At 51.3% G+C, this 24,437-nt stretch carries 23 protein-coding genes; 12 read left to right on the forward strand and 11 right to left on the reverse strand.

Annotated features, from left to right (window positions below; translation table 11 throughout):
- Nucleotides 1–76 precede the first annotated feature (76 nt).
- On the forward strand, nt 77–559 hold the full coding sequence (locus ACPUC7_RS07770) for a glutathione peroxidase (RefSeq protein WP_494922428.1): 483 nt from the start codon (nt 77–79) through the stop codon (nt 557–559).
- Between the two features lie 70 nt (nt 560–629).
- Here the strand turns inward: ACPUC7_RS07770 and ACPUC7_RS07775 are convergent, their stop codons facing one another.
- On the reverse strand, nt 630–1,781 hold the full coding sequence (locus ACPUC7_RS07775; protein ID WP_494922429.1) for an epoxide hydrolase family protein: 1,152 nt from the start codon (nt 1,779–1,781) through the stop codon (nt 630–632).
- Nucleotides 1,782–2,055: 274 nt separating this feature from the next.
- Between ACPUC7_RS07775 and ACPUC7_RS07780 the strand changes: the two genes are divergently transcribed.
- A complete protein-coding gene (locus ACPUC7_RS07780) occupies nt 2,056–3,135 on the forward strand; it encodes a mechanosensitive ion channel family protein (protein ID WP_494922430.1) in 1,080 nt (359 codons plus the stop codon).
- Nucleotides 3,136–3,249: 114 nt separating this feature from the next.
- Here ACPUC7_RS07780 and ACPUC7_RS07785 read toward each other — a convergent pair whose 3' ends face one another.
- From ACPUC7_RS07785 to ACPUC7_RS07795, 3 genes are read right to left on the reverse strand one after another with little or no spacing between them, the layout of a single operon-like run.
- Complete coding sequence (locus ACPUC7_RS07785) at nt 3,250–4,191, reverse strand: sugar phosphate isomerase/epimerase family protein (RefSeq protein ID WP_494922431.1); 942 nt, start codon at nt 4,189–4,191, stop codon at nt 3,250–3,252.
- Between the two features lie 30 nt (nt 4,192–4,221).
- Nucleotides 4,222–5,232, reverse strand: a complete 1,011-nt coding sequence (locus ACPUC7_RS07790) for a Gfo/Idh/MocA family protein (protein ID WP_494922432.1) — start codon at nt 5,230–5,232, stop codon at nt 4,222–4,224.
- Nucleotides 5,233–5,249: 17 nt separating this feature from the next.
- The gene (locus ACPUC7_RS07795) at nt 5,250–6,659 is read right to left on the reverse strand and encodes a sugar porter family MFS transporter (RefSeq protein ID WP_494922433.1); all 1,410 of its coding nucleotides are present in this window, start codon (nt 6,657–6,659) and stop codon (nt 5,250–5,252) included.
- 473 nt (nt 6,660–7,132) lie between these two features.
- Between ACPUC7_RS07795 and ACPUC7_RS07800 the strand changes: the two genes are divergently transcribed.
- Nucleotides 7,133–8,005, forward strand: a complete 873-nt coding sequence (locus tag ACPUC7_RS07800; protein WP_494922434.1) for an AraC family transcriptional regulator — start codon at nt 7,133–7,135, stop codon at nt 8,003–8,005.
- Between the two features lie 82 nt (nt 8,006–8,087).
- On the opposite strand, the gene ACPUC7_RS07805 is transcribed toward ACPUC7_RS07800, so the two are convergent.
- A complete protein-coding gene (locus ACPUC7_RS07805) occupies nt 8,088–9,182 on the reverse strand; it encodes a YncE family protein (RefSeq protein ID WP_494922435.1) in 1,095 nt (364 codons plus the stop codon).
- 426 nt (nt 9,183–9,608) lie between these two features.
- On the opposite strand from ACPUC7_RS07805, the gene fhuE reads away from it, so the two are divergent.
- Nucleotides 9,609–11,756 (forward strand): ferric-rhodotorulic acid/ferric-coprogen receptor FhuE, encoded by a 2,148-nt coding sequence (fhuE, locus tag ACPUC7_RS07810; RefSeq protein WP_494922436.1) that lies wholly within the window; start codon nt 9,609–9,611, stop codon nt 11,754–11,756.
- Nucleotides 11,757–11,789: 33 nt separating this feature from the next.
- Here the strand turns inward: fhuE and ACPUC7_RS07815 are convergent, their stop codons facing one another.
- A complete protein-coding gene (locus ACPUC7_RS07815; RefSeq protein WP_343551066.1) occupies nt 11,790–12,341 on the reverse strand; it encodes a C40 family peptidase in 552 nt (183 codons plus the stop codon).
- 254 nt (nt 12,342–12,595) lie between these two features.
- Nucleotides 12,596–14,113, reverse strand: a complete 1,518-nt coding sequence (locus tag ACPUC7_RS07820) for an MDR family MFS transporter (protein ID WP_494922437.1) — start codon at nt 14,111–14,113, stop codon at nt 12,596–12,598.
- A gap of 79 nt (nt 14,114–14,192) precedes the next feature.
- Here ACPUC7_RS07820 and ACPUC7_RS07825 point away from each other — a divergent pair, with 79 nt between their 5' ends.
- The 7 genes from ACPUC7_RS07825 to ACPUC7_RS07855 all read left to right on the forward strand — a co-directional run bounded on the left by ACPUC7_RS07825 (nt 14,193) and on the right by ACPUC7_RS07855 (nt 19,649).
- On the forward strand, nt 14,193–14,864 hold the full coding sequence (locus ACPUC7_RS07825; protein WP_494922438.1) for a TetR/AcrR family transcriptional regulator: 672 nt from the start codon (nt 14,193–14,195) through the stop codon (nt 14,862–14,864).
- Between the two features lie 127 nt (nt 14,865–14,991).
- Nucleotides 14,992–15,237: a type II toxin-antitoxin system antitoxin HipB gene (hipB, locus tag ACPUC7_RS07830; RefSeq protein WP_494922439.1), complete on the forward strand. Its 246-nt coding sequence runs from the start codon at nt 14,992–14,994 to the stop codon at nt 15,235–15,237.
- Nucleotides 15,231–16,544 (forward strand): type II toxin-antitoxin system HipA family toxin, encoded by a 1,314-nt coding sequence (locus tag ACPUC7_RS07835; protein ID WP_494922440.1) that lies wholly within the window; start codon nt 15,231–15,233, stop codon nt 16,542–16,544. Before hipB ends, ACPUC7_RS07835 begins: the two co-directional genes overlap by 7 nt.
- A 95-nt stretch (nt 16,545–16,639) precedes the next feature.
- On the forward strand, nt 16,640–17,206 hold the full coding sequence (locus ACPUC7_RS07840) for a peroxiredoxin (RefSeq protein ID WP_343551061.1): 567 nt from the start codon (nt 16,640–16,642) through the stop codon (nt 17,204–17,206).
- Nucleotides 17,207–17,221: 15 nt separating this feature from the next.
- Entirely contained in the window at nt 17,222–18,454 is a 1,233-nt protein-coding gene (locus tag ACPUC7_RS07845; protein ID WP_494922441.1) for a protein-disulfide reductase DsbD family protein, read from the forward strand.
- A gap of 18 nt (nt 18,455–18,472) precedes the next feature.
- On the forward strand, nt 18,473–19,033 hold the full coding sequence (locus tag ACPUC7_RS07850; RefSeq protein WP_494922442.1) for a sigma-70 family RNA polymerase sigma factor: 561 nt from the start codon (nt 18,473–18,475) through the stop codon (nt 19,031–19,033).
- Nucleotides 19,020–19,649, forward strand: coding sequence for an NrsF family protein (locus ACPUC7_RS07855; protein WP_494922443.1), 630 nt, complete (start codon nt 19,020–19,022; stop codon nt 19,647–19,649). The genes ACPUC7_RS07850 and ACPUC7_RS07855 overlap by 14 nt, the downstream gene beginning before the upstream one ends.
- Before the next feature lie 63 nt (nt 19,650–19,712).
- Here ACPUC7_RS07855 and ACPUC7_RS07860 read toward each other — a convergent pair whose 3' ends face one another.
- Nucleotides 19,713–20,780, reverse strand: coding sequence for an SDR family oxidoreductase (locus ACPUC7_RS07860; RefSeq protein WP_494922444.1), 1,068 nt, complete (start codon nt 20,778–20,780; stop codon nt 19,713–19,715).
- A gap of 100 nt (nt 20,781–20,880) precedes the next feature.
- Here ACPUC7_RS07860 and ACPUC7_RS07865 point away from each other — a divergent pair, with 100 nt between their 5' ends.
- Nucleotides 20,881–21,783: a LysR family transcriptional regulator gene (locus ACPUC7_RS07865; protein ID WP_494922445.1), complete on the forward strand. Its 903-nt coding sequence runs from the start codon at nt 20,881–20,883 to the stop codon at nt 21,781–21,783.
- Nucleotides 21,784–21,884: 101 nt separating this feature from the next.
- Here the strand turns inward: ACPUC7_RS07865 and ACPUC7_RS07870 are convergent, their stop codons facing one another.
- Genes ACPUC7_RS07870 through ACPUC7_RS07880 form a run of 3 tightly spaced genes read right to left on the reverse strand, consistent with a single transcriptional unit; the run spans nt 21,885 to nt 24,428 of the window.
- Nucleotides 21,885–22,535, reverse strand: a complete 651-nt coding sequence (locus tag ACPUC7_RS07870) for a methionine ABC transporter permease (RefSeq protein WP_343551055.1) — start codon at nt 22,533–22,535, stop codon at nt 21,885–21,887.
- Nucleotides 22,519–23,619 carry a methionine ABC transporter ATP-binding protein gene (locus tag ACPUC7_RS07875; RefSeq protein WP_494922446.1) on the reverse strand — a complete coding sequence of 367 codons (1,101 nt, stop codon included), beginning with the start codon at nt 23,617–23,619 and terminating at the stop codon, nt 22,519–22,521. Before ACPUC7_RS07875 ends, ACPUC7_RS07870 begins: the two co-directional genes overlap by 17 nt.
- A gap of 2 nt (nt 23,620–23,621) precedes the next feature.
- Nucleotides 23,622–24,428, reverse strand: a complete 807-nt coding sequence (locus ACPUC7_RS07880; RefSeq protein ID WP_494922447.1) for a MetQ/NlpA family ABC transporter substrate-binding protein — start codon at nt 24,426–24,428, stop codon at nt 23,622–23,624.
- Between the last annotated feature and the right edge of the window lie 9 nt (nt 24,429–24,437).

Consider the following 24,437-nt stretch of genomic DNA (forward strand, 5'->3'; position numbering starts at 1 on the left):
ATGGGAGCCGAACCGCATAGGGCTGGAACGAGATATAATAAAAATAGAGCGCAGTTCTTGCTGAGAGGATTCTAATATGACGAATTTTTATCACTTTACGGCCACCAGCCTGAATGGCCAGCCGATCTCTATGCGTGATTACGCTGGCAAGCTGATTTTGGTGGTGAATACCGCTAGCCTTTGTGGATTCACGCCACAATACGCCGGCCTTGAAGCGCTTTACAAGAAATATGCCGACCAAGGTTTGGTGGTGCTGGGTTTCCCCTGCAACCAATTCGGCAAGCAAGAACCCGGCGCTGCCGACGAAATCGCGCAAACCTGCTACGTCAATTACGGTGTGAGCTTCCCAATGTTCGAGAAAGTGGAGGTTAACGGCAGCGAAACCCACCCGATATTCAGTTATCTGAAACATGCCTTGCCCGGCGTGTTGGGTGAGCGAATTAAGTGGAATTTCACCAAATTCCTGATCGGACGCGACGGCAAACCGCTCAAACGTTTTGCCCCGATTTCCACCCCAGCGAACATGGAGGCCGCCATCCTTGCTGAGCTGAAAATCTAAAAACGTTCGACTTAACCGCGAGACTTGTTAATCGCGTTGTTAAAAGTGCCTTCCCGTTCTGAATCGATCACTACTTGCGTAAAGGGCGAAAGAATTTTCGAATATCGGCGGCCAAAATCTGTGGCTGCTCCAGTGCAGCAAAGTGCCCGCCTGCAGGCATCGATTCCCAGTGTGTCAGGTTATAACAACGCTCCACCCACGAACGTGGTGGCAGGGGAAGTTCGGCAGGAAATAAGGCGACACCCAGCGGAGGGTAAACACGCTCACCGCTTTTGAATGCTGCGGGTCTGGCTTTGCCCTCAACGTACATCCTGAATGATGAGCCGATAGTTTGCGTAAACCAATACAGGGAAATGTTTGTCAGTAAGACATCAAGCGGTACAGCATTTTCGAGGTTTCCATGGTTATCTGACCATGCTGCAAACTTCTCGGTTATCCAGGCAGCCAAACCCGCTGGTGAGTCATTTAAACCGGCAGCAAGACTCTGCGGTTTGGTGCTTTGTAGCCGGCTGTAGGCCGCATTCTCATTACTCCACGCCTGAACATAATCCAGATACTTTTGCTCTTGATCCGTAACGGGCGGTTCGGTGCCACTAAGCGGAGGAGCATAGGAGCCCGGAATATAGTTGAGATGAATGCCCGTTACCGCCTGCGGATATCGGTACGCCAACCACGTTGAAACTCCCGCCCCCAGATCCCCGCCCTGCGCGCCAAATTGCTGATACCCCAATCCATTCATTAACGTTTTCCAAAGCGCTGCCACTTCGTATGACCCAATGCCCTTTTCCGTGGGGATGGAGGAAAATCCATAGCCCGGCAGTGACGGAATAACCACATCAAAGGCATCTGCGGGATCCCCGCCATGAGCGCCGGGATCGGTCAGCAAAGGAATGAGTGACACCATTTCCACAAATGAGCCAGGCCACCCGTGCGTCAGGATAAGCGGCATCGGGTTCTGCCCGTTTCCACGCTGGTGAATGAAGTGAATGCTGTGACCGTTGATGTTGGCTTTAAAATGGCTAAAAGTATTAAGCCGCCTTTCCTGCTCACGCCAGTCAAACTCGTCCGTCCAGTAGTTCACCACGCGTTTTAAAAGAGCTTGGCTAATCCCTTCGTTCACGTTTGCGTTGAGATCTTCAAGCCAGCGCGTGTTTTTCAGTCGCAGATGTAGATCAGCAAGCTCCTCATCTGGCACGTTGATTTCAAACCGTTCCACGTTCATTGCGCTTAACCTTATTGATGGTGCTGAAGAAGTAAATTAGCTAAACATCATCATAGCTTGAACAGTACCAAAGGCTCAGATGACATCGATACACGTCCAGCACCGCAGGACGCATTGCATGCTGAAGAAACTCAGCAACACTGATCAGCTTAATCTTTCATAAACTAATAGCGGTAGATGTTGTCATCCTTAGATAACTAATAGGTTTTCTATGGCGAAATTTTTGAGATTTATCTGACAATCACAGATTGTTAGCACAATATAAGGAGAAATAATGCCGTTAATTTTTGGTGAGTTATCTGGCGCTCCAACTTGGGTGCCTGCTGTATTGCTCGTCACCCTCTCTTTAATCGTGGGTTTTCTCGCCCGATTTCTGCTCTTACGCTTCATCCGCTACTGGCAGAATCGTGATAGGAAACTCTTTAAATCACTTGAAAAGCATTTGCGCGGATCGATGTTTTTATTCATCCCGTTATTGCTCATCAATGTTGGGGTAAGTTACGTCAATGTTAGCCCAGATTCGCTCTCCTTTATTATTACTACGCTGAATATCTTTATTATATTGTCGTTGTGTTCCGTGTTAATTCGCCTGACTAACGTCGCGCAGGATATGTTATTTATCCGCTATGACATCAACCTGTCTAATAATCTTCGTGCGCGTAAAATTCGCACGCAAATCATCTATGTCAAAAAGGTCGCGATTGTCATTCTAGTCTCCTTTTGCCTGACGTTGATTTTGCTGAGCTTCCCCGGTGTACGAAAATTCGGCACGACGATCCTTGCCGGTGCGGGCGTGGCGGGAATCATCATTGGCTTTGCCTTACAGAAGTCGCTGGTCAACCTGTTTGCAGGCATTCAGATTGCCTTTACCCAGCCGATTAAAATTGATGACGCGGTGGTGGTTGAAAATGAGTGGGGTTGGATTGAGGAAATAAACCTGACTTACGTGGTGGTGCGCATCTGGGATCTGCGACGACTGGTGCTACCCATTACCTACTTCACCGAAAATGCCTTCCAGAACTGGACGCGTAATAACGCGCAAATATTGGGCTCAGTGTTTCTCTATCTTGATTACTCCATGCCTTTGGAACCGTTACGCAAGCATTTTGAAAAAGTGCTCAGTGAAACCAAGTTGTGGGATCAACAAACTCAGGTGCTCCAGGTGACGGACACCACAGATAAAACCATGACCATTCGTTTATTAATGACAGCACAAAATTCACCCACAGCATGGGATTTACGCTGCCATGTGCGAGAAAAAATGATTGAGTTTGTTCAGCAAAATTACCCGCAAAGCCTGCCTCGTTTGAGGGCGACACTGACTGAGGCTGGAATGGATAAGCCGGCGGAATAACGCTTTAAACGTAAGGTGCGCATTGTTGCGCACCGGTAAATCGGTCACCATAAATGGCGACCCTACGACGAGGCAGGTTTTGTAGGGTCGCCATTTATGGTGACCGGCAGTTTATTATCGGCTCAAGGTGGCGTTTAACGCTTCTATCGATGTTTCCAATCCCGCTTCCACGCTCATGGTGAGATCTTCCATTTCTAGCGACACATCACCGTCGTAGCCGGTCATACGCAGCACCGAGAAAAACTCCTTCCACCACTTCAGATCCTGGCCGCAACCCACCGCCACATAATTCCACGTGCGGGTTTTTGTGTTGGTTACCGGCTGGTATTCCATCAATCCATCGATATCCGCCAAACCGCGTTCGATACGGGCATCTTTGCCATGCACATGGAACACCGCACCTTCCAGCGCACGTGCTGCCGCAATCGGATCGGCACCCATCGCAATCAGATGCGACGGATCAAGGTTGATGCCAATCTTCTCATCCACCGCATTGCGCAGGCGTAGCAGCGTTGATGGGTTGTACACCAACTGGCCTGGAAACTCTTCCAGTGCGATGTGTTGAATACCGTGCTGTTTCGCGTACTGCACAAACTTTTTCCACCACGGAATCGCCACCTGATTCCACTGATAATCGATAACGCCCGGCATGTAATCCGGCCATGAAACGGTAGACGTGATCCAGTTCGGCACCTTGTCTTCTGGGCCGCCACCCGGCAAACCGCTCATCATCACGATCTTATTCACACCCAGTTTGGCGGCCAATTCGACAGTGCGGTAACTGCTGTGGCTGTGCGCTTCGCCCAATGCGCCCGGCGCCAATGGGTTACCCGAACAGTTCAACGCCACGATACGCATATCGCGATCGGCCAGCTCTTTTTTGAATTGTTCCAGTTTTTCCGGTGAAGACAATAATGCTTCGGTTTTGACATGCGGACAGGGCGACCAACCGCCAGCCGTCATTTCAACGCCGTTAATTCCGTAAGCTTTGACTTTATCCAGCATCGCAGTAAACGATAAATCCGCCAGAACGTCGGTACACAATGCAAGTTTCATCTTTATTCCTTATTAATTGGCCGAAGAGAGTTAGCGATACAGCGCCGGTTGCTCAGGAATATTTACCTGATGTTTTTCGCCGTCTTTTAGCGAAGCCAAACCGGCATCGCACACCAGCGCCACTACATAGCCATCCCATGATGATGGCCCGCTCATTTCACGCCCGGCTTTAACGTTATCCACGAAATGCTGCACTTCACGATCGTAGGCGATGGCAAAACGTTCCATACAGGTTTGCGCAATATGATGCGCATTGCCGTGACGGGAACGCGTGCTGATGGTTTGTTGTTCGGTTAAGGCTGCAATCGCCTCTTCGCCAATCACTTCGCAACGAATGTCGTAGCCGTAATGGCAATTCACAAACAACTCATCATCAATGCGCACGCCCGATTCGGTTTCAAAAATCACGATCAGGGGATCTTGCAGATGTGGCAATGCGCGGCGCGTCTTTTTACCCGGTTTATCTACCCGTACTGAGGTGATGTTTTCATTCAGCAGATAACGAATGATATCGATTTCGTGCGTGGCAGAATCGTTCACCGCCATTTCCAGCGTATAGCTGTCTGGCACTGAAGGATTGCGGTGCGCGCAGTGAATCAACATCACTTCGCCCAATTCTCCGCTGTCCAATGTTTGTTTCAGCGCCTGATAGCCGGGATCAAAACGGCGCATAAAGCCGAGTTGCAGCAGACGTTTTCCTGCTTTAACTTCCGCCGCAATAATCTCCTGTGATTCATCCGCAGTTGGCGTCAGCGGCTTTTCGCAAAATACCGGCTTGCCCGCATTAAACGCCGCCAGAATTTGCGCTTTATGTACCGGGCCAATTGAGCAGATAAAGACCGCATCGACCAATTCAGAATTAATCATCTCTTCGGCATCATAAAACGCCGTGGCATAATATTCGCTGGCGATGGCATCTGCCGCCGCGCGATTAATATCGCAAACCGCCGTGACCTGCGCACCGGAAATAACCTGTTGGAAACGTTTCAGATGGTCGCGGCCAATCATGCCCAGACCAATTAAGCCAATTTTGACAGTCATTTAAATATCCTCAGTAATTAAAAACGGAATTTCTTTTCGATTTTTTCTAACGTCAGGCCACGTGTTTCCGGCAGATATTTCACCAACAAAATAAGCATGATGACGTTGCTGGCACCAAAGAAGCCGAATGTCATGCCGCCACCATAATGGCTGAGCAGGAGCGGGAAGAGTGATTGAATGATGAAATCAAATATCCACAGACCAAATACCGCAAAGCCCATGCCGACACCGCGCATTCTTAATGGATAAATTTCTGCCAACATCAACCAAAATACCGGGGCAATCCAGCCTTGCATAAACACCAGGAATACCAGCATCAAACCGAGAATAACGTAAGGGGCGTTGGCGAAATTGGCGTGCAAGCTTTCAACGCCATTAACGGTTTCGGTGTGGAAAAAGAAGTTAAATGCCAAACCAATAGAGACCAAACTCAACGTGACGCCCGCCTGCCCGGTAAAGAACATTCGGCGGCGTGAATGTTTGCCGATCAGCGCCATACCCAGCAGCGTTGCTAACACCGAAATAATGCCGTTAGCCACGGCGCCGGTTACCGCCGCCGCATCACCCAATCCGGTGGCTTTGAGGACAGTTGGCGCGTAATACATAATGGTATTCACGCCGGTGACGCGCGTGGCCAGCACAATCATTAAGCCAATCAGCACCAGCTGAATCACCCAGCGATGTTTTAACTCATCGAGCAAATTGAATTTCACCGCGTCGGCTTTCACAATTTGCTGGATCTCTCTCACTTCGCGATCGACCTCTTCCGGCAGTCGCAAGGTTTTTAATACTTTGACGGCTTTATCGGTTTCGCCACGACGAATAAAGAAGCGCGGAGATTCCGGCATCATTAACATGCCAATCCACAATAGCGCGCCGGGTAACGCGGGAATCGCTAACATAATGCGCCAGTTGTGCTGCATTTCTGGATAAAGATTAACGATGGCGGCGTTGATCGAATAAGCAAGAAATTGTCCGGTAACGATCATCAGTTCATTAACGGTGACCATCTTTTCACGCTGGTCGGCGCGCGCCAGTTCAGAAATATAAATCGGCACCGTTACCGATGCGCAACCCACCGCTAATCCCAACACAAAGCGCGCGACTATCATCGATGGCACATCCCAGGCAAACGCGGTGCCTAATGCACCGAGCATGAATATTGCCGCCACCCATAAAAGATTTTTACGTCGCCCTTGTTTATCGGATAAATAGCCGCCGCATAATGAACCCAGCGCCGCACCAAATAACAGGAATGAAGTAATAAATCCTTCCTGGGTTGGGGTTAAATTTAAATCGTACTTCATAAAAATCAGTGCACCGGAAATAACGCCGGTATCATAGCCAAAACACAATCCACCAATAGTTGAGACGAGAGTAATCAGCCGCATGCGCTGCGGATTTTGCAGGTTTGTTTTGTTATACATAGCTGTTCCATCTGGTTTTAAGATAATACCGTTACAGGCCGTTTATTTCGGTCAGTTACAGACTGCTAATTAATTCAGCCGGAATCAGAGTTTGATTATCATTATTTATTTTCACAGGAAGTGTTTATCTGCCCTTATCGTTACAACAACGTTATACCGAAGTTAAATACAAACACCAGTCGCGACTCAGCGCCTGATTTCACGGCGTGCTGGCGATCAAAAAAATAATCGACAAAGCACGTTATGCAGTGATCGTTATCACACTGGAGAATTGGCGCATTGACAAAGCAAGATTGGAGATAGATTAAAAACAGACTTTTTGTCGCTATTTTTTGCTAGCAAGCAGGCCTGCAAGCTTATTGCGACACTAAAGAATGTTGCGATAATTTTAATGAGGTTAATAAAAAGCAATATTGATGATTACGCACGGTCTGAACTCATGCCAGAATAGCGGCATCCTCAAAGGAGAGATTATGATCACTTTTTGCCTGAACGAGCATCCCTCTGCGCGCGGCTTCGACAACAATCGGCGGCCGCGCTTGAGCTTTATCTGCCGCGCTGAAGGCCCAGAAGAAGCCATTCCACGGGTGATGCATAAGCATGACGATCGCTTTGAGGTGATGTTTATCCGCGCTGGTCGCGGCATTTATAATATTGATGGGCGCGGCTACCACGTTAAACAAGGCGATTTACTGCTGTTTAATGCCAACGTATTACATGACGAAAATCCAGACGCGACGGAAGATTTGCTGATTTATAGCTGCGGTGTTGAGCAGTTAAAAATTGATGGTTTACCGATGAATGTGCTTACCCCGCGCAATCAAACCGCGGTGATGCCGAGCGGTGAGTTTTATCAGGAGATTTGCCAACTGTTTGATCAAATGTGGTCGCACGTCAGCAGTAAGCGTTTATACAGTTCAGAAATGGGCGATCATTTATTAGGCGTGTTATTGCTGCTGTGTCGTAATATTTGGATTGAGAATAAACAGGAACAAGAAAGCAGCAATACTTTGTTAGGTCAGCGCATTAAAGATTATATCGATAACCATTATAAAGAAGACATTGCTCTCAGTTCAATTACCGCCGCCATGAACATGAACCAGTTTTATCTGGCGCATGTCTTTAAAGCGTATTCAGGCTACTCACCCAAACAATATCAAACGCGCCGTCGCATTGGCGAAGCACAAAATTTATTATTAAGTACCGAACTAGGCGTGACGGAAGTGGCGAATGCGGTAGGTTACGATAACGTGAATAATTTTCATCGTATCTTTCATAATTTGGTCGGTCATCCGCCAGCGCGCTATAAGAAATTCTGGCTTACCGGGCAAATCGGTCGCCAATAATGGCGACCCAACGTTCATTTGGCACGATGTTGTAGGGTGCGCATTAATGCGCACCTGCTTACGCCAAACCATTCTGCACAGCTTATTTCAGAGCGATACGCGCAATCTGATCCTGCCCTTTGGTTGAAGAGTCTTTATTGAACTCGGCTTTCAACGTGACATATAACGTGTTGTTGTCTGGTCCAATTAACAAGCTATTTGGATTATTATCAAATGACCAGCTGTTCTTCACCGCATAGGTCGTCGCATCCAATTGCAGCACTTTCTTCGATTCGCGCTGGCTGATATACAGCTCATTGCGCTTGGCGTTGAATTTAATGCCCAATGCATCGCCTTCAATACGTTTAATCACTTTACCGGTGCGCTCATCAAATACCAGCGTGGCTTTGCCCTTGGAATCATCGGTCACAAATAGACGACCGGTGGCTGGATCTTCAGCCATGTTCAGGAACAGATACTCTTTGCCATCGCCCGCAGTCCAGCGTTTTTCGATTTTGTGCGTGCGTGGATTGATCACCAGGATTTCGCCTGCGCCATTGGTGGCATAAATGCGCTCGGTCAGCGGTGAATAGATAATGCCGGTTACCCACTTGCCTGCATTTTGAATCGTGGCTTTCAGCTTGAAGGTTTTAACATCCACCACTGAAATGTAGCCAGGATCCGCGACGCGACCGACATACAATTCGTTGCCATGCCACAACACTTCACGTGCGCCCGCCGGATATCCTTCTTTATCCTTTTTGCCTGGGAATACCAAACGCTCAAGCACTTTGCCGCTCTGCGCATCTACTTTCGAGATGGCGCCATCCAGCGAGTTGGTGGTGTAGAAAACGTTGCCCTGCTCATCAGTTGCGGTGCCGAAGTTTTTCAGATCGGTATGCGTCTGACCTTTCGTTTCCAGGCTCGTTGGATCGAGGCGATAAATCACGCCACCGTTAACGTCTTTGAAACTCTGTGCGCTGGCAACATAAAGCGCATTAGCGGCTGGAGAATAGGCCATTTCGTACAGACCATCACCCAAGGTGCGTTGCGTTACTGCGCTATCGACAGATTTCATAGTTTCAGCTGCGGCAGGTGCTTCGGCTTTTTTGGCAGGTGCCTGGCAAGCAGTCAGGCTGAATGCCGCAACAATCGCTGCGGCAACGGCGGCTTTGCGCGGGCTAAATAACGATTTCATGCTCAACTCCATCAATGGATGAACGACTCCGTTACGCGAGCACGCGCACGGAAGAGTACAAGAAGAATGAGAATCATACGCATTAGCATGCAGGAAGCAACTTTTTGATAACGATGTCTGAAACGAGTTGCACATCAATGCGCGCCGCTACGATACCTACACTTCAAAAAAACCATAAACATCAGTAATTAAGCGGTCAATCATGCCTCTAACTCATTGATTAACTATGTTTTTACATCTGATTACAATTGCCGATAAAACCTCGCGAGATTATTTAAAGCAAATGATTATCATTATCTTTCTCAACAAAAATCAGTGGCGCATTGTATGCCATTCCCCTGCCCCAGCATCGGCATACACGGAAGTGGCAGACAAATAAAAACGAGGCAGCAAAGCCTCAATTAAAATTATTTTCAGGGAATGTTTATGAAAACCTTTAACGTCTCATTGCTGGCGATGGCGATTCACGCCTTGTTGATCCCCGCAATGGCACAAGCCGCCGCAACCAGCGACGAAGATCAACAAGACTTAGTGGTTAACGCCGATACCAACAGTAATGGCGAGAACGAAAAGCAGGATTACGCAGTGAAGACCACGCGCGCTGGCACCAAATTGCTACTGACGCCGCGCGATGTGCCGCAATCCGTTAGCGTGGTGACGCAACAGCGCATGCAGGATCAAAATCTGCAATCGGTTAATGATGTGCTAACCAATGCCACCGGCATCTCGACCAATCTGATTGATAGCGAACGTTCGGAATACTACTCACGCGGCTTCAAAATCAGCAATTTCAGCTTTGATGGCATCCCAACATCGGTCAATGACAGTTGGAACTACGGTGATGCCGCTTCCGATACCGCGATTTACGATCGCATTGAAATCGTGCGCGGTGCGACCGGTTTGATGACTGGCGCGGGCAGCCCTTCTGCCTCAATTAACATGGTGCGCAAACATGCCGACAGCAAAACGTTCACCGGCACGGTTAGCGCCAGTTATGGCAGTTGGAACAAACAGCGTTACGTTGCCGACATCTCATCACCGCTCAATCAGGATGGCAGTTTGCGTGGTCGCGTGGTGACCGGTTACAGCGATGAAGACAGTTGGCTCGATCGCTACCGCAAAACCAAAAAGTTTCTGTACGGCGTAATTGATGCCGATATCAGCGAACACACCACGCTGTCATTGGGCTATGACTACGAAGATGCCAATACCGGCAATCCCACGTGGGGCGGCTTGCCGATGTTCTACAGCAACAACGCCACCACACATTACGATCGCAGCCTCAATTCCGCCGCGAACTGGGCGCGCTATAACACCAACTCGCGCAAAGTCTTCGCCGACATCGACCACAATTTTGATAACGGCTGGAATATCCACGTCAATGGCACGCATGCGGAAAACACTTTTAACGACAAATTGCTGTATGTCACGGGCTACGCCGATCAGGACAGCGGTGAAGGTGTCACCGGCTACGGCAGCATGGATCGCGGCAAGCGTCAGATGGATTCGTTCGACGGCTATGCCAGCGGCCCATTTGAGCTATTAGGACGCCAGCATCAATTAATGGCCGGCGTAAGCTACAGTCGTCAGCACAATGCCACCTATAGCCAGGATGGCGTGACCGACCTGGAAAACTACGATATTGCAGCCAGCGATATGGGCATTTTCAACAACAGCTGGAATGGCAATATTGCCGAGCCGCAATGGCAAGGTTGGTATCTGAATGCCAACGACACCATCCGCCAAAAATCCGCTTACACCGCCGCCCGCTTCTCGTTGGCCGATCCCTTGTCGTTGATCATCGGCGCGCGCTACACCCAATGGAGCACCAACGGCAGCAGCGGCGATATGACCAAAAACAACACTACGCCGTACGCCGGATTGGTGTACGACATCAACGATACGTGGTCGGCTTATGGCAGTTACACCTCGATCTTCCTGCCACAAACTTACCGCGATACCAGCGGAAAATACCTGCCGCCGGTCACCGGTAAAAGCTACGAAACCGGTTTGAAATCAGCGTGGTTTGATGGACGATTGACAGCCACGATGGCGATATTCCGCATTGAGCAGGATAACGTGGGTCAGGCTATTGATGGGGTTTATCTCAGCGGTAGCGAACAGGCTTATGCGCCAGCGAAAGGGGCGATCAGTAAAGGTGCGGAATTTGAGCTAAATGGCGCGTTGACGGACAATCTACAACTCACTTTCGGCGCGACACGCTATGTGGCGCGCGATAAACAGGGACGCTTTAACAGTTATCAGCCGCAAACCTCATTCAAACTGTTTACCCGCTATCAATTGCCGATGATGCCGGATTTGACCGTGGGCGGCGGGCTGAACTGGCAAAATCGCGTCTTTGAGGATGCGACGAATGCAGCTGGCGATACCGTACGCGTGTATCAAGGGAGCTTCCCGCTGGCGTCGCTGTTTGCGAAATATCAAGTCACAAAACAAGTGGCGGTACAAGCTAACGTCGATAACCTATTTGACCGCGAGTATTACAGCTACATGAACAGTTATGTTTATGGTGCGCCGCGCAGTTTCTCAATCAGCGTTTCGTATCAGTTTTAATCTAATGCGGTGGCGGTTAAAGGCCACCCAACATCACACCTTGTTTTTATAATTGAAACTGATCTGAGAATTTTGCTCTTTCGGTAAGCGGCGGGCTTCTAGATAAACTGATTTCCAATACGGATTATTCAGCGACGAACGCATTACGCCTTGGCTAACGGATGCGTGCAGGAACTGGTGATCGGTGTCATAAAAGCCGACGTGCAGCTCGCGCTTGATACGAAAGAACACTAAATCACCGGGTTGCAAATGCGCTTGATCAACCGGCTTGCCCATGGCGATTAATTCTTTGGTGGTAACGCGATCCATTGGAATATTGAAACGATCTTTCAGCGTGCGCCAGACAAAACCTGAACAATCTACGCCGGTTAATTGCGTGCCGCCCCACTGATATTTGGTGCCTTCCCACGAATGCATTTGATCGTGCAGTGCCGCGATCACCGGAATCAAATCCGGCTGCTTGCCACCGTCTGCGGAAGTATCCACGCTTTCATCGGCTGGTGCATGCGAAGACTTTGATGAACACCCTGCCAGAGCAAAAAGGAACAGGCAGGCAATAACTTTGGTGGCCGCAGAATTGATCATGTGATGATGTTTTCGCTGAGGGAGACGGTGTTTAGAGACTTATACCGTAAAAAAGTTGCAGAAATAAATAGCTGCGTACTGAAAACTTTTAATTGCTGAGGGTTTTTACCTAAGTTTACGTAACGGTAACATCTTGTATTTGAGTTAAAAATCTATTTTACGAGGCAGGTTTAACTGAGCGAAGATTATTTAACCGTCAATCTGTGCTGATAATTTATTCTGCGCCGATGTCACGACATCGGTGCAGAATTATCTTAGCGTTTGGCTTGATTACGTAACGGTGATTCAGGCAGGAACAGCGACAATATAAATGCGAGTAACATCACGCCCGCCGCCATTTGGAACGCCGCGTGTACCGCGTCACCAAATACCTGTAAATAAGCTTGTTGCACATCAATCGGCAAATGATGCACTGCAACCGGATCTAACGCGCGGGGTAACTCTTTGCCCTGCTCCACCAGCGAAGTCAGCCCCGATTTCAACACCTGGCTAAATACCGCACCAAACAACGCCACACCAATCGAACCGCCGACCGAACGAAACAGCGTCACCGATGACGTCGCCACGCCAATGCTCTCCGGCGTTACTGTGTTCTGCACCGCCAGCACCAGCACTTGCATCACCATCCCCATGCCCATTCCCAACACGCAGGCGAACAGATAAATGTGCCACAACGGCGCATCCAACGTCAGTGTGGTGAGCAGCGCCATGCCGATGGTCGCCAACAGCGTGCCGAAAATCGGAAACAGACGATATTTGCCAGTGCGGCTAATAATACGGCCGCTGATAATCGAGGTAACCAGCAATCCGCCCATTAATGGCAGCAGCTGCAAACCGGCTTCGGTTGGCGTGGAGCCTTTGACTACTTGCAAATAGAGCGGCAAAAACGTCACGCTGCCAAACAGTGACATCCCAACAATAAACGCCATCAAACTGGCGAGTGAAAAGCTACGATTGCGGAACAGCGACAGCGGAATAATCGGTTCCCACGCGCGACGCTCCTCGTAGATAAAGCCAATCACGCCAATTAAACCAAATGCCAGCACGCACCATAAAATCGGATCAGACCACTCGCGCAGCGTGCCACCTTCGCTGGTGAACAGCGTAATGCCGACTAACGCCAGGCTAAGAAATACCGCGCCGGGATAATCGATTTCATGCGGCTTGCGCTTGTTATCGGTTTTGAACACCGCGTTGATGATCACTAAGGCGAACAAACCCAGCGGCAGATTAATGTAGAAAATCCAGCGCCATGAAGCATGCTGCACGATAAAACCGCCCAGCAGCGGGCCAATCACCGTAGCGAGGCCAAACACGCCGCCGAACAAACCCTGATATTTGCCGCGATCTTGCGGCGGAATGACGTCGGCCACCGCCGCCATACTCACCACCATCAGGCCGCCGCCGCCTAAACCTTGCAACGCACGCGTAAAGATCAACTGCTCCATATTTTGCGCCAGCCCGCATAGCGCCGAGCCAATCAGGAATAGAATCACCGAGATTTGCAGTACGGTTTTACGGCCGAACAGATCGCCAAATTTGCCGTACAGCGGCACCACAATGGTCGAGGCCAGCATATAAGCGGTGACGATCCACGACAGGCGATCAAGCCCGCCCAGCTCACCAACGATGGTTGGCAAGGCGGTAGAAACGATGGTTTGGTCTAATGCAGATAGCAGCATGACCAGTAATAAAGCGCCCATCAGTAAGCGGACTGAAGGAGGATTGTCCTTCTCGCTGGTCGATTGCGGCGCGAGTGTTTGGGGTTTCATAACAGACACCGATTGAAATTAATTAAATACACAATTAATATTGAGCACAGTCTGACACGAATCAAGCAAGCGAGTAAAGATGGCCGCACGAAAAGTCCCTGAAGATGAGAAAGCGCCAGCCGCAAAACCGCGCCGTCCCGGTAGGCCGCGCGGTGGTGCGATCAACGTTCAGCAACGTGAATTGCTGCTGGATATCACACTGGCGCTGTATGCCGAAAATGGCATCGGTGAAACTTCATTGAATGCAATTGCGCGCAAGGCGGGCGTGAGTCCGGCGATGCTCAATTACTATTTTCAGTCGCGGGAAAGTTTGCTGGATATCGTGGTCGAGGAGCGTTTTTTACCGTTGCGTCAACGCTTAGTGTCGCATTTCATGAATGACCCGCGTGACCCTGTCACCACTTTCAGTGCGTTCATCCGCGAAGTGGCGGATATTGTCAGTTCGAATAGTTGGTTTGCCCCGTTGTGGATGCAGGAAGTGATGCAAGGCGAAGGCGGTTTAGGGCAGCACATCAAAAAACGTTTTGGCCACGGTGAACGCGATGAGGTGAAAAAGCTGATCGAAGGCTGGCAGCAGCAAGGCCTACTCAATGCGGATTTGGAACCGCAACTGCTAATGACGTCGATCCTGAGTTTGGTGCTAGTGCCGTTTACCCGCTTTGCCAACGATCCCGCTTTTAACCGCGAAATCATCGTGCAGCACACGTTGAGTTTGTTTTGTCGTGGGATTAAACCAGATATCCCCTGCTAAGGATACCGATTGAATATCCTCTCCTAGGGATATTATTGACAATATCCCCAGCAAGGGATAAACTCTTAACTATCCGCTACAGGGGATAATGAAGATTTATTCCCTAAACTCACCGTGAGATTTAGAGATGATTTACAGCCCACGCCAACTGGCTAATCACATCAGACTCATACGCCAAAAGAACCAATGGACGCAAACTGAATTGGCACAAAAGGTTGGGTTAAAACAATCGACTATCTCCCACTTTGAAAATAATCCGGACCTCACCACACTTGCCACGCTTTTCAAGATCATTCAGTCACTTGAACTGCAGCTGGTTATACAAGAAAAAAGCACGGATCTTGATGTTTCAGCTCAGGAGAATGATTGGTGAAGCAGGAACTGGCGGCATGGATGAATGGTGAACGCATTGGCGTACTCACACGCAACACTAACGGCGCACACACTTTCCAGTACGATAAGCGTTGGTTAGGGAACCGTCTCGCCAGGCCACTTTCACTTTCGTTGCCTTTACAACTTCCCGTAATTTCTAGCGCGGCTGTGCTTAACTATTTTGATAATTTGCTCCCCGATAACCCACAAGTTCGTGACCGAATTCTTGCACGTTATCACGCCAAATCACGCCAACCTTTCGACTTATTAAGCGAAATTGGCAAAGACAGCGTGGGTGCGGTTATGTTGCTGCCGCCAGAGGTTCAACCGCTGGGTTCCGCTTTGCAATACGAAGTGCTGAATGAGGATAAGCTCGAACACATTCTTTCAGCTTATCAATCAGATATCCCGCTGGGGATGATTAATGAAGATGACGATTTCCGCATATCGGTAGCCGGAGCACAGGAGAAAACCGCTTTACTGGCGACGGCGGAAGGTTGGGCCATTCCACATGGTGCAACGCCAACTTCGCATATCATCAAATTGCCCATTGGTGAAATTAAGCAACCCTTTGCCACACTGGATATGCGCGATAGCGTGGAAAATGAATTCATCTGCCTGGCTTTAGCAAAAGAACTTGGATTTATCGTGCCCGAGGCCAGCATCATTAATGCCGGTAAGATGAAAGCTCTTGCTGTTGAGCGCTTTGATCGACGCTGGAATAGCGATCACACAAAATTGCTACGTTTGCCTCAAGAAGATATGTGCCAGGCATTTGGTCTGCCTTCCGCACGTAAATATGAAACTGACGGCGGACCGGGAATCGCAGATATTATGCGTTTTTTGATGGGTTCGAGTAATGCATTAGAAGATCGTTATACCTTTATGAAGTTTCAGGTTTTTCAGTGGTTAATTGGCGCCACAGATGGCCATGCTAAAAACTTTTCCATTTTCATCGAGCGCGGCGGCAGCTATCGTCTTACTCCTTTCTACGACATTTTGTCTGTTTTCCCTACTACAGGAGGGAACGGTCTAAATGTCCGCGACCTAAAGCTCGCAATGGGTTTAAAAGCCAGTAAAGGAAAAAAGCGTGAAATTGATAAAATATTCCCGCGCCACTTTCTGGCAACGGCTAAAGAAGTGAATTTTGACCCCAACCAAATGATTGAAATCATCAACTTCATGGCTAAGGAAATTGGACCGGCAATTCATCGCGTTGAAAAAAAATTGCCTAAAAGTTTCCCTGAGCGTATTGCCGAGCAGCTTTTTGAGAACAGCTTGCATCGGGTTGATCGACTCTATTTATAATTTTTTCATCCCGACCGAAACTTTCCTCCCTGCCCCAGCGAACTGCATTAATGAGTCACCCAAATCGGAACTCCCCTACTTCGCAGGAGCAGAAAATGAAACGCATGAAATCCCTTGTTTGTACCCTTAGCATTACCGCCGCGCTGGGCTTATCGGCATTTAACGCCGGTGCCGCATTGCCGGTGGGCGCGAAAGCACCTGACTTCCAGTTGCAAGGTGCGCTGGCGGGTAAACCAATGACGTTCTCGCTGCAAAAAGCGCTCCAGAAAGGCCCGGTTGTTCTTTACTTCTTCCCAGCGGCGTTTAGTGCCGGTTGTACCATCGAAGCACACGATTTTGCGGAAGCCACCGACAGCTTCACCAAAATGGGTGCCACTGTTGTCGGTGTTACCGCCGGTAATACCGATCAGGTCAGCGATTTCTCCAAACTGGAATGCCGCGATAAGTTTGCGGTAGCAGCCGATCCTGGCGCGAAAGTGGCGGCACAATATGAAACCACCATGCAGATGAAAGGCAAAACCTTGTCGGACCGCACCTCGTACGTGATCGCGCCAGATGGCAACATTCTGCTGAGTTACACTGATAGAAACCCTGAAACGCATATCGCCAAAGCGATGGACGCCGTGAAGCAATACGACGCCTCTCATCCGCAAACTAACTAAGCAAAGAGGCCAGCGATGTTAACCGCCATGCTGGCCGCCTTTATTGGCGGCATCATTCTCAACTTAATGCCCTGCGTGTTTCCGGTGATCTCGCTGAAAGCGCTGGGTTTATTACGTCACACCGACAATGCCGCGAATGCGCGGCGAGAAGGTTTGGGCTTTTTACTCGGCGTGGTCGTCACCATGATGGCGCTGGCCGGTATATTGCTGGCAGCACGCGCTGGCGGTGCCGCCGTTGGCTGGGGTTTCCAGCTGCAATCGCCATTAGTTATTGCCTTGCTTTCGCTGGTAATCCTTGCCGCTGCGCTCAATCTGCTCGGCGTATTTGAAGTGGGTTTAAGCGTGCAGCGGGTAGGATCGATGGAAGTCGGTCGCGGTGCATTTGTACGCTCAGCGTTAACTGGCGCGCTGGCGATCATTGTCGCTACACCGTGCGCGGCACCGTTTATGGCGAGTGCAATTGGCTATGCGCTGGTGCAGCCGCCCGCCATCGCATTGGTGATCTTCTTCGCGCTGGCGTTAGGTTTTGCCGCGCCATTCACCTTGGTTTCGCTGTTCCCGGTGCTGGCAAAATTCCTGCCACGTCCTGGCGCGTGGATGGATGTGTTAAAGCGCGGCCTGGCCTTCCCAATGTTTGGCGCTTATGCCTGGTTAGTGTGGATTCTGGCGCAACAAGCCGGTAGCGCCGCGCTGGCAACCTTGCTGGCTGCCTCGGTGATTGTCGCTTTCGCCGGCTGGTTGTACGGCATGGCGCAACATCGCCACTTTGCCGGCAAAAGCCACAAGGTATTATTTGCGGTGACCGCGGTGCTGATCGTAGCGGTTATCGCCCCGTTACCCAGCCTGATCAAACCCGGCGCGGGATTAGCGGGCGATCAAGTCACCGCTGAAGTGGCTAAAGCCAAATGGACGCCGCAAGCGGTCGAAGCGCAACGCGGGCACGGTAAAGCCATTTTTGTCGATTTCACCGCATCGTGGTGCATCACCTGCCAGGTGAATGAGAAAACCTCACTCTCGACCCAAGCCGTTAAGGACGCCTTAGCCAAAACCGGTACGCTGTACATGGTGGCAGATTCCACTAAATTTAACCCGGACGTGGATGACACCATGAGCGAGTTCGGTCAAGGTGGCTTACCGATGTATTTGGTGTACCCCGCTGACGGCGGACCGCCGAAAGTGTTGCCGCAGGTGCTGACACCGAGCATTGTGGTGAATGCACTGAACGAGGCGGCAAGCAAAAAGGCGTAAAGATTAACAAGGCGGATTATGCAAACAAGCGATAGCGCGCGCGAAAGTTGGCCCGCGCTAATGGAACGGGCGCAGGCGGGCGATCAGCGCGCCTATACCCGACTGCTGAAAGCACTGGTGCCGGTAATTCGTGGGCAAATACGCAAACAATTAACCGATGATGCACTGGTAGAAGATGTGATTCAGGATGTGCTGCTAACGGTGCATCGGGTGCGTCACACCTACGATCCGGCCTACCCTTTTTTGCCTTGGTTGATGGCCATCATCTCGGCGCGTGCCATTGATGCGCTGCGTCGCCGCGGTCGTCATCAACAATGGGAAATACACGATGAAGCGCAGTCGGCGGCGGCCAGCGCACCGGAATCGCCGCGACAGCAAGATACGCAGGATGAATTGGCCGGTTATTTGCGCCAGTTACCTTCGCGTCAGCGTGAAATTGTGGAGCATGTGCATCTGCGCGAAATGAGCCTGACGGAAGCGGCCGCGCATAACAATTTAAGTGTGGCAGCAGTGAAATCGCTGTTGCACCGTGCGCTAACCAATCTGCGCCGTTTTGGAGCCAATCATGACCGATCATGACCTGTTAATTGAAAAACTCGGGCGCGAAATGCGGCCGGTTAAACCGCTGCGATCCACCGGTTGGCGCGTCATCCGCTGGATCGCGCTGGCCTTGCCGTGTGGCATACTGGCGAGCCTGTTGGTACAACGCAGCTTCACCGACTGGTCGCAGCCCGGCGCGCTACAAGCGATGGTGCAACTGGTGCTGGCTTTTGTGCTTGGCACATTGGCGATTCGTAGCGCCTTCAACATGAGCATTCCAGGACGCCGCAGCATTAGCTGGAAAGCGTTGTTACCGATCGCACTGCTGTGGCTCGGCATTAGCCTTAGCCAAATCCCCGGTCAGGCACCGATCGAGCATGACAACGACAGTACGCGCTGCTTCACCTTTCTGCTGGTGGTCAGTACGCCAATGATGGTGTTGATGATCGCCAGCCTGCGCCGCACCCGCGCGCTGCATCCGGTGCGCAGTTTGGCGATGGCAGGTTTAGGCGTGTCCTGCATGGCGGTGACGCTGCTGGCGTTTTGCCATCCGGTGCATCTGCATCCGCTGGATTTTGTGATGCATCTGGCGGCCATCGTGACGATTGTGGCGATGACCGTGCTGGTGGGGAAACGTTGGGTGACGATGAAATGATCGGGTCACCATAAATGGCGACCTTACAGCGTTGGGTGCGCATTTTTGCGCACCTCCGGCAACTTACTGCGGAATCACCTTCTCCGCTTTTAACCGATCAAACAGTTGGGTAAACGCATCCAACGTTGAGCGATAACCGGTAAATCCCGCTTTGCGGCTTTTGCTCATATCGGTAAACGCTTCCATCGGACGCCCTAAATCCGCATCGGTGTGCCACCACGAAGCCAGTTTGTTAATATCGGCTTCACGCAATTGATAATGTGCCGCGATTTCGCGCCATTTCTCTGCCGCATCCTGCATGCGCCCTTCCAGCGGCATCATCTGTGCCGGATAAGCCGCCGCTTCCACGCCGAAATAAGCCGCCAAACGTGGCCACAACCAGTTCCAGCGGAACACGTCGCCATTTACCGCATTGAAGTCCTGATTAGCCGCTTCAATTGAAGTTGCCGCCCACACCAGTTGTTCCGCCAGCAAACCGGCATCGGTGACATCCGAGACGCCATTCCATTGCTCTGGTGATCCAGGGAAGATAAACGGCAAACCTTGTTCGCGGCACAGCGTGGCGTACACCGCCAGCGTTTGGCCCATATTCATCGCATTACCCAGCGCATAGCCAACAATGGTGTGCGGACGATGTACGCTCCAGCGATAACCATATTTCTCCGCACCAGCAAACACTTCGTCTTCTTGTGCGTAATAGAAATTATCCACTGGCTGACGCCCCTGCTCCTCGCGGAACGGCGTGGTCGGCACGGCGCCTTTGCCGTAAGCTTCGAATGGGCCGAGATAATGTTTGAGGCCAGTAACCAACGCTACATGCGCGCCGTTCAACCGCTCACCCAACGCCTCAATAACATTACGCACCATCGCGCCATTCACGCGGATGTTCTCTTTCTCATTTTCCTGACGCGACCACACGCTAAAGAACAGCGCATCCGGTTTCTCCTGCGCCAGCGCCGCGCGCACGGCATCTGCATCGGTGAGATCGGCGGTCAAACTACGGCAACCGTCTGGCACCGCGCCACGTCCACGCGACAAGCCGGTCACTTGCCAACCTTCATGCTGCAATTTTTCTGCCAGCGCGCGACCAATCACGCCGCTGATGCCTACAATCAATGCCTGCTTTTGCATTTCAATTCTCCTCTGTTTCAGTAATGATGAGTTTAATAGAGAATAAAATTCTCATCTCTGGCATTAATTCACAGCATTCACAACCTGAGTTCACTAATCGATGCACGATCAGCGCTTGAAAGATATCGTCCCTTTTGTTGCCAGCGTCGAAAGCGGCAGTTTCGCCGCTGCTGCTGAACGTCTGCATCTCACCGGTTCCGCAATCAGCAAAAGCGTCACGCGACTGGAAACGCGCCTCGGCTCGCGTTTGCTGGAACGCACCACGCGCAGCCTGAAACTCACCGATGCCGGTAATGCCTATTACCAAACCTGCTTGCGGATTATGGAAGAGTTGGCCGAAGCCGAAGCGGTGCTGGCGGCGCAGCGCACCATTCCTTCTGGACGTTTACGCCTGGCGGTGCCGAATACTTATGGTCGGCTGGAAGTGATGCCGCTGCTGATCCCGTTTTGTCAGCAGCATCCGGAGGTAGAACTCAATCTGAGTTTCTCTGATCGTTTTATCGATCTGTTTGATGAAGGGATTGATATGGCGGTTCGCATTGGCGGTTCGCCGGATCTGCCTGCTTCGTTGGGATGCCGACAGCTGGGCCGCGAGCGCATGGTGTTTTGCGCGGCACCCGCCTATCTAAACCGCGTTGGCTGTCCGCACAATGAAAGTGAATTATTGCAGCATCAAGCGATCATGTATGAACGCGTGGATGGCAGCACCAAGCCGTGGCTGTTTATGACCGAAGATGGGCATCCGCACTGGCGCAATGTGCCGCACCGCATGGCGCTGGGGGATGTTGATGCGCAGATGCAGGCATTGATCGCCGGGCTGGGCGTGGCGCAAATGCCGTCTTGGCTGGTGCGCGAAGCGTTGGCGCGCGGTGCGCTGGAGATTATTCTGCCCGAGCAGCAGCCGGATGGTTTGGCATTATCTCTGATCTGGCCGCGCCGCAAACAGCTGTTACCGAAAGTGGATGCGTTGCTGGCGGCGTTAGAGGGATTGCAAATCCGGTGAATGCAAACGCGCCGTAGGATCGCCATTCATGGCGTAATGCTCATCAGTTAAGCACTTTTCGGTCACCATAAATGGCGACCTTGCCCATCACCGCACCGCAATCAACGATGATTCAACCGGCGCGACAACCGATCGCCGCAAAACTGCAATACGGTCACTAACGCCACCAACACCACAATCACCGTCAACATCACTTGCATATCAAAACGCTGGTAACCGTAGCGATACGCCAGATCGCCTAAACCGCCCGCACCAATCGCACCCGCCATTGCCGAGGCGTTGATCATCGTCACCAACGTGATGGTAAATCCACTGACAATTCCGGGGCGCGCTTCAGGCAGCAGCACATGCCAGATAATGTGCCAGCGATGAAAACCCATAGCCTGCGCCGCTTCAGTCAACCCTTTGTCCACTTCGCGCAGGCTCACTTCCGCAATGCGCGCAAAGAATGGCGTCGCCGCCAGCGTTAAGGGCACCACTGCCGCCCATACGCCGTAAGTGGTGCCGACAATCCAACGGGTAAATGGAATCAGCGCCACCATCAAAATTAAGAACGGAATCGAGCGAAACAGATTCACCAGCCAACCTAGCACGCGATTTAACAGTGGATTGGGAAACAGATCGCCGCGCCCGGTTACCACTAAAATCACTGCCATCGGTAACCCCAACGCCAGCGCCAATAGTGATGACACGCCCACCATCAGCAGCGTATCCAACAATCCTATCCATAAACGATCAATAGCCAGTGACATAGCCGGGTATCTCCAGTTGATCAGCCAGTTGCGTCAACACCGGCTGCACCGCGTCCGTTTCATGGCGCGCATCCAGCAGCAGCAACATCTGCCCAGTGGGTTTGCCATCCACCCACTCAACGGCGCTGTACACCAGCGTTAACTCGCCGGAAACCCGCGCACTGAGCGCGGCCAAATCCGGCTGCGCGCCTTGTCCGGTATAACGTAAGCGCACCAACACGCGGGAATCTGCCCGCTGACGTGTTGGCGTGAGTAACGGTTGAAGCGCTTCCGGCAGCGTGCTGAATTGCGGATTAAGCAGGTGCCGCGTCGTTTCTTGCTGCGGATTGCTATAAACCTGCCACACCGCACCGCGCTCAATGATTTCACCCTGATCGATCACCGCGACTTGATGACAGAGATCGTGCACCACATCCATTTCGTGGGTAATCAGCACGATAGTGATGTGTCGCTGCTGATTGATTTTCTTCAACAGAGCTAGGATGGATCGCGTGGTTTCTGGATCGAGCGCCGACGTGGCCTCATCACAGAGCAGCAACTCAGGATCGTGCACTAGCGCACGCGCAATACCGACGCGCTGTTTCTGCCCACCAGAAAGCTGCGCGGGCCACGCATGCTGGCGCGCTTCCAGTCCAACCAGCGCCAGCAATTCGTCTACTTTGCGCTGCCGTTCTGCCTTCGGCACACCGGCCACTTTCAGTGGCAACTCAATGTTTTCACGCACCGTTTTCGCCGACAGTAAGTTGAAATGCTGAAAAATCATTCCGGTGCGCCGCCGCCAATCCACCAGCTGCCGATCGCTCAAGCTGCCGAGATCGATACCATCAATCACCACCTGACCGCCGGTGGGATTTTCCAGCCGATTGAGGCAGCGAATCAGCGTCGATTTACCGGCGCCGCTGCGGCCAATAATGCCGAAGATCTCACCACGCTTGACCTGCAAATCGACATTTTTCAGCGCTTCCTGCGTTTGTCCAGCATAGCGCTTCGTCAAGCCACGAATCTGCACATGAACGTTCCCAGCCGTCTCAGCCGTCGGTGACAGCAGCGCATCGCGCTCCCCGGGGAGGCTCAGGCTAACCATGCTTACTGGCTCCAGCCTGGCTGATACAGCTTGCCGTAGAAGTCATCCAGTTTGGCGCGTACCACCGGAGAATGTTGATAGATATCAACAAACTTCGCCAGACGCGGATCGTTCTGATGTCCATCACGTACCACAAATTGAATCACGTACTCAGGATGCTCAAGGCCATCAAACAGCAGCGCATTATTGGGATCGATGGTTTTCGACAGGCGCAGATAGTGCGGATAGCCTTGCGCGAGATCCACTTCATCCAGCGAGCGTGAAAGCTGCACCGCTTCGACTTCGATAATCTTGAGATGCTTAGGATTCTCGACAATGTCATCGACGGTGGATTTGAGTCCCGCGCCCGGTTTCAGAGTAATCAGTTTGGCTTTTTGCAACAGCAGCAGGCCGCGTGCGCCGTTGATCGGATCGTTGGCAATCGCCACCGTGCCGCCATCGGGAATCTGGTCAATCGCGCTATGTTTTTTGGAATAAAGGCCGATGTTATTGATGATCGCCGGTGCAAAGGGCACCAGATGGAATCCGCCCTGCTGATTCGCGTTCTCGAGGAAAGGTTTGTGCTGGAAAAGGTTCACATCAATATCACCGTTTTCCACGCTGACGTTTGGTGCAGTCCAGTCGGTGAATTCCACTAGCTCAACATTCAAGCCCTGTTTTTTGGCTTCAGCCACCGCAGTTTCCAGCGGTGGCGCAAAGGCGGCCGTGGTACCCACTTTCAGCGTGCCGCTGTAGTTATTGGCGGCGACGGCGCTAAACGCCAGCAATGCGGCGCTGGCGGCCAGCGCAATATGACGAGTCATGTTCATAGCAGATCC

This window comes from Pantoea sp. CFCC18179, from assembly GCF_059412405.1.

Coding starts and splice junctions, on each gene's coding strand:
- ACPUC7_RS07770 (WP_494922428.1), top strand. CDS start 77: ATGACGAATTTTTATCACTTTACGGCCACCAGCCTGAATGGCCAGCCG.
- ACPUC7_RS07775 (WP_494922429.1), bottom strand. CDS start 1,781: ATGAACGTGGAACGGTTTGAAATCAACGTGCCAGATGAGGAGCTTGCT.
- ACPUC7_RS07780 (WP_494922430.1), top strand. CDS start 2,056: ATGCCGTTAATTTTTGGTGAGTTATCTGGCGCTCCAACTTGGGTGCCT.
- ACPUC7_RS07785 (WP_494922431.1), bottom strand. CDS start 4,191: ATGAAACTTGCATTGTGTACCGACGTTCTGGCGGATTTATCGTTTACT.
- ACPUC7_RS07790 (WP_494922432.1), bottom strand. CDS start 5,232: ATGACTGTCAAAATTGGCTTAATTGGTCTGGGCATGATTGGCCGCGAC.
- ACPUC7_RS07795 (WP_494922433.1), bottom strand. CDS start 6,659: ATGTATAACAAAACAAACCTGCAAAATCCGCAGCGCATGCGGCTGATT.
- ACPUC7_RS07800 (WP_494922434.1), top strand. CDS start 7,133: ATGATCACTTTTTGCCTGAACGAGCATCCCTCTGCGCGCGGCTTCGAC.
- ACPUC7_RS07805 (WP_494922435.1), bottom strand. CDS start 9,182: ATGAAATCGTTATTTAGCCCGCGCAAAGCCGCCGTTGCCGCAGCGATT.
- fhuE (WP_494922436.1), top strand. CDS start 9,609: ATGAAAACCTTTAACGTCTCATTGCTGGCGATGGCGATTCACGCCTTG.
- ACPUC7_RS07815 (WP_343551066.1), bottom strand. CDS start 12,341: ATGATCAATTCTGCGGCCACCAAAGTTATTGCCTGCCTGTTCCTTTTT.
- ACPUC7_RS07820 (WP_494922437.1), bottom strand. CDS start 14,113: ATGAAACCCCAAACACTCGCGCCGCAATCGACCAGCGAGAAGGACAAT.
- ACPUC7_RS07825 (WP_494922438.1), top strand. CDS start 14,193: ATGGCCGCACGAAAAGTCCCTGAAGATGAGAAAGCGCCAGCCGCAAAA.
- hipB (WP_494922439.1), top strand. CDS start 14,992: ATGATTTACAGCCCACGCCAACTGGCTAATCACATCAGACTCATACGC.
- ACPUC7_RS07840 (WP_343551061.1), top strand. CDS start 16,640: ATGAAACGCATGAAATCCCTTGTTTGTACCCTTAGCATTACCGCCGCG.
- ACPUC7_RS07845 (WP_494922441.1), top strand. CDS start 17,222: ATGTTAACCGCCATGCTGGCCGCCTTTATTGGCGGCATCATTCTCAAC.
- ACPUC7_RS07850 (WP_494922442.1), top strand. CDS start 18,473: ATGCAAACAAGCGATAGCGCGCGCGAAAGTTGGCCCGCGCTAATGGAA.
- ACPUC7_RS07855 (WP_494922443.1), top strand. CDS start 19,020: ATGACCGATCATGACCTGTTAATTGAAAAACTCGGGCGCGAAATGCGG.
- ACPUC7_RS07860 (WP_494922444.1), bottom strand. CDS start 20,780: ATGCAAAAGCAGGCATTGATTGTAGGCATCAGCGGCGTGATTGGTCGC.
- ACPUC7_RS07865 (WP_494922445.1), top strand. CDS start 20,881: ATGCACGATCAGCGCTTGAAAGATATCGTCCCTTTTGTTGCCAGCGTC.
- ACPUC7_RS07870 (WP_343551055.1), bottom strand. CDS start 22,535: ATGTCACTGGCTATTGATCGTTTATGGATAGGATTGTTGGATACGCTG.
- ACPUC7_RS07875 (WP_494922446.1), bottom strand. CDS start 23,619: ATGGTTAGCCTGAGCCTCCCCGGGGAGCGCGATGCGCTGCTGTCACCG.
- ACPUC7_RS07880 (WP_494922447.1), bottom strand. CDS start 24,428: ATGAACATGACTCGTCATATTGCGCTGGCCGCCAGCGCCGCATTGCTG.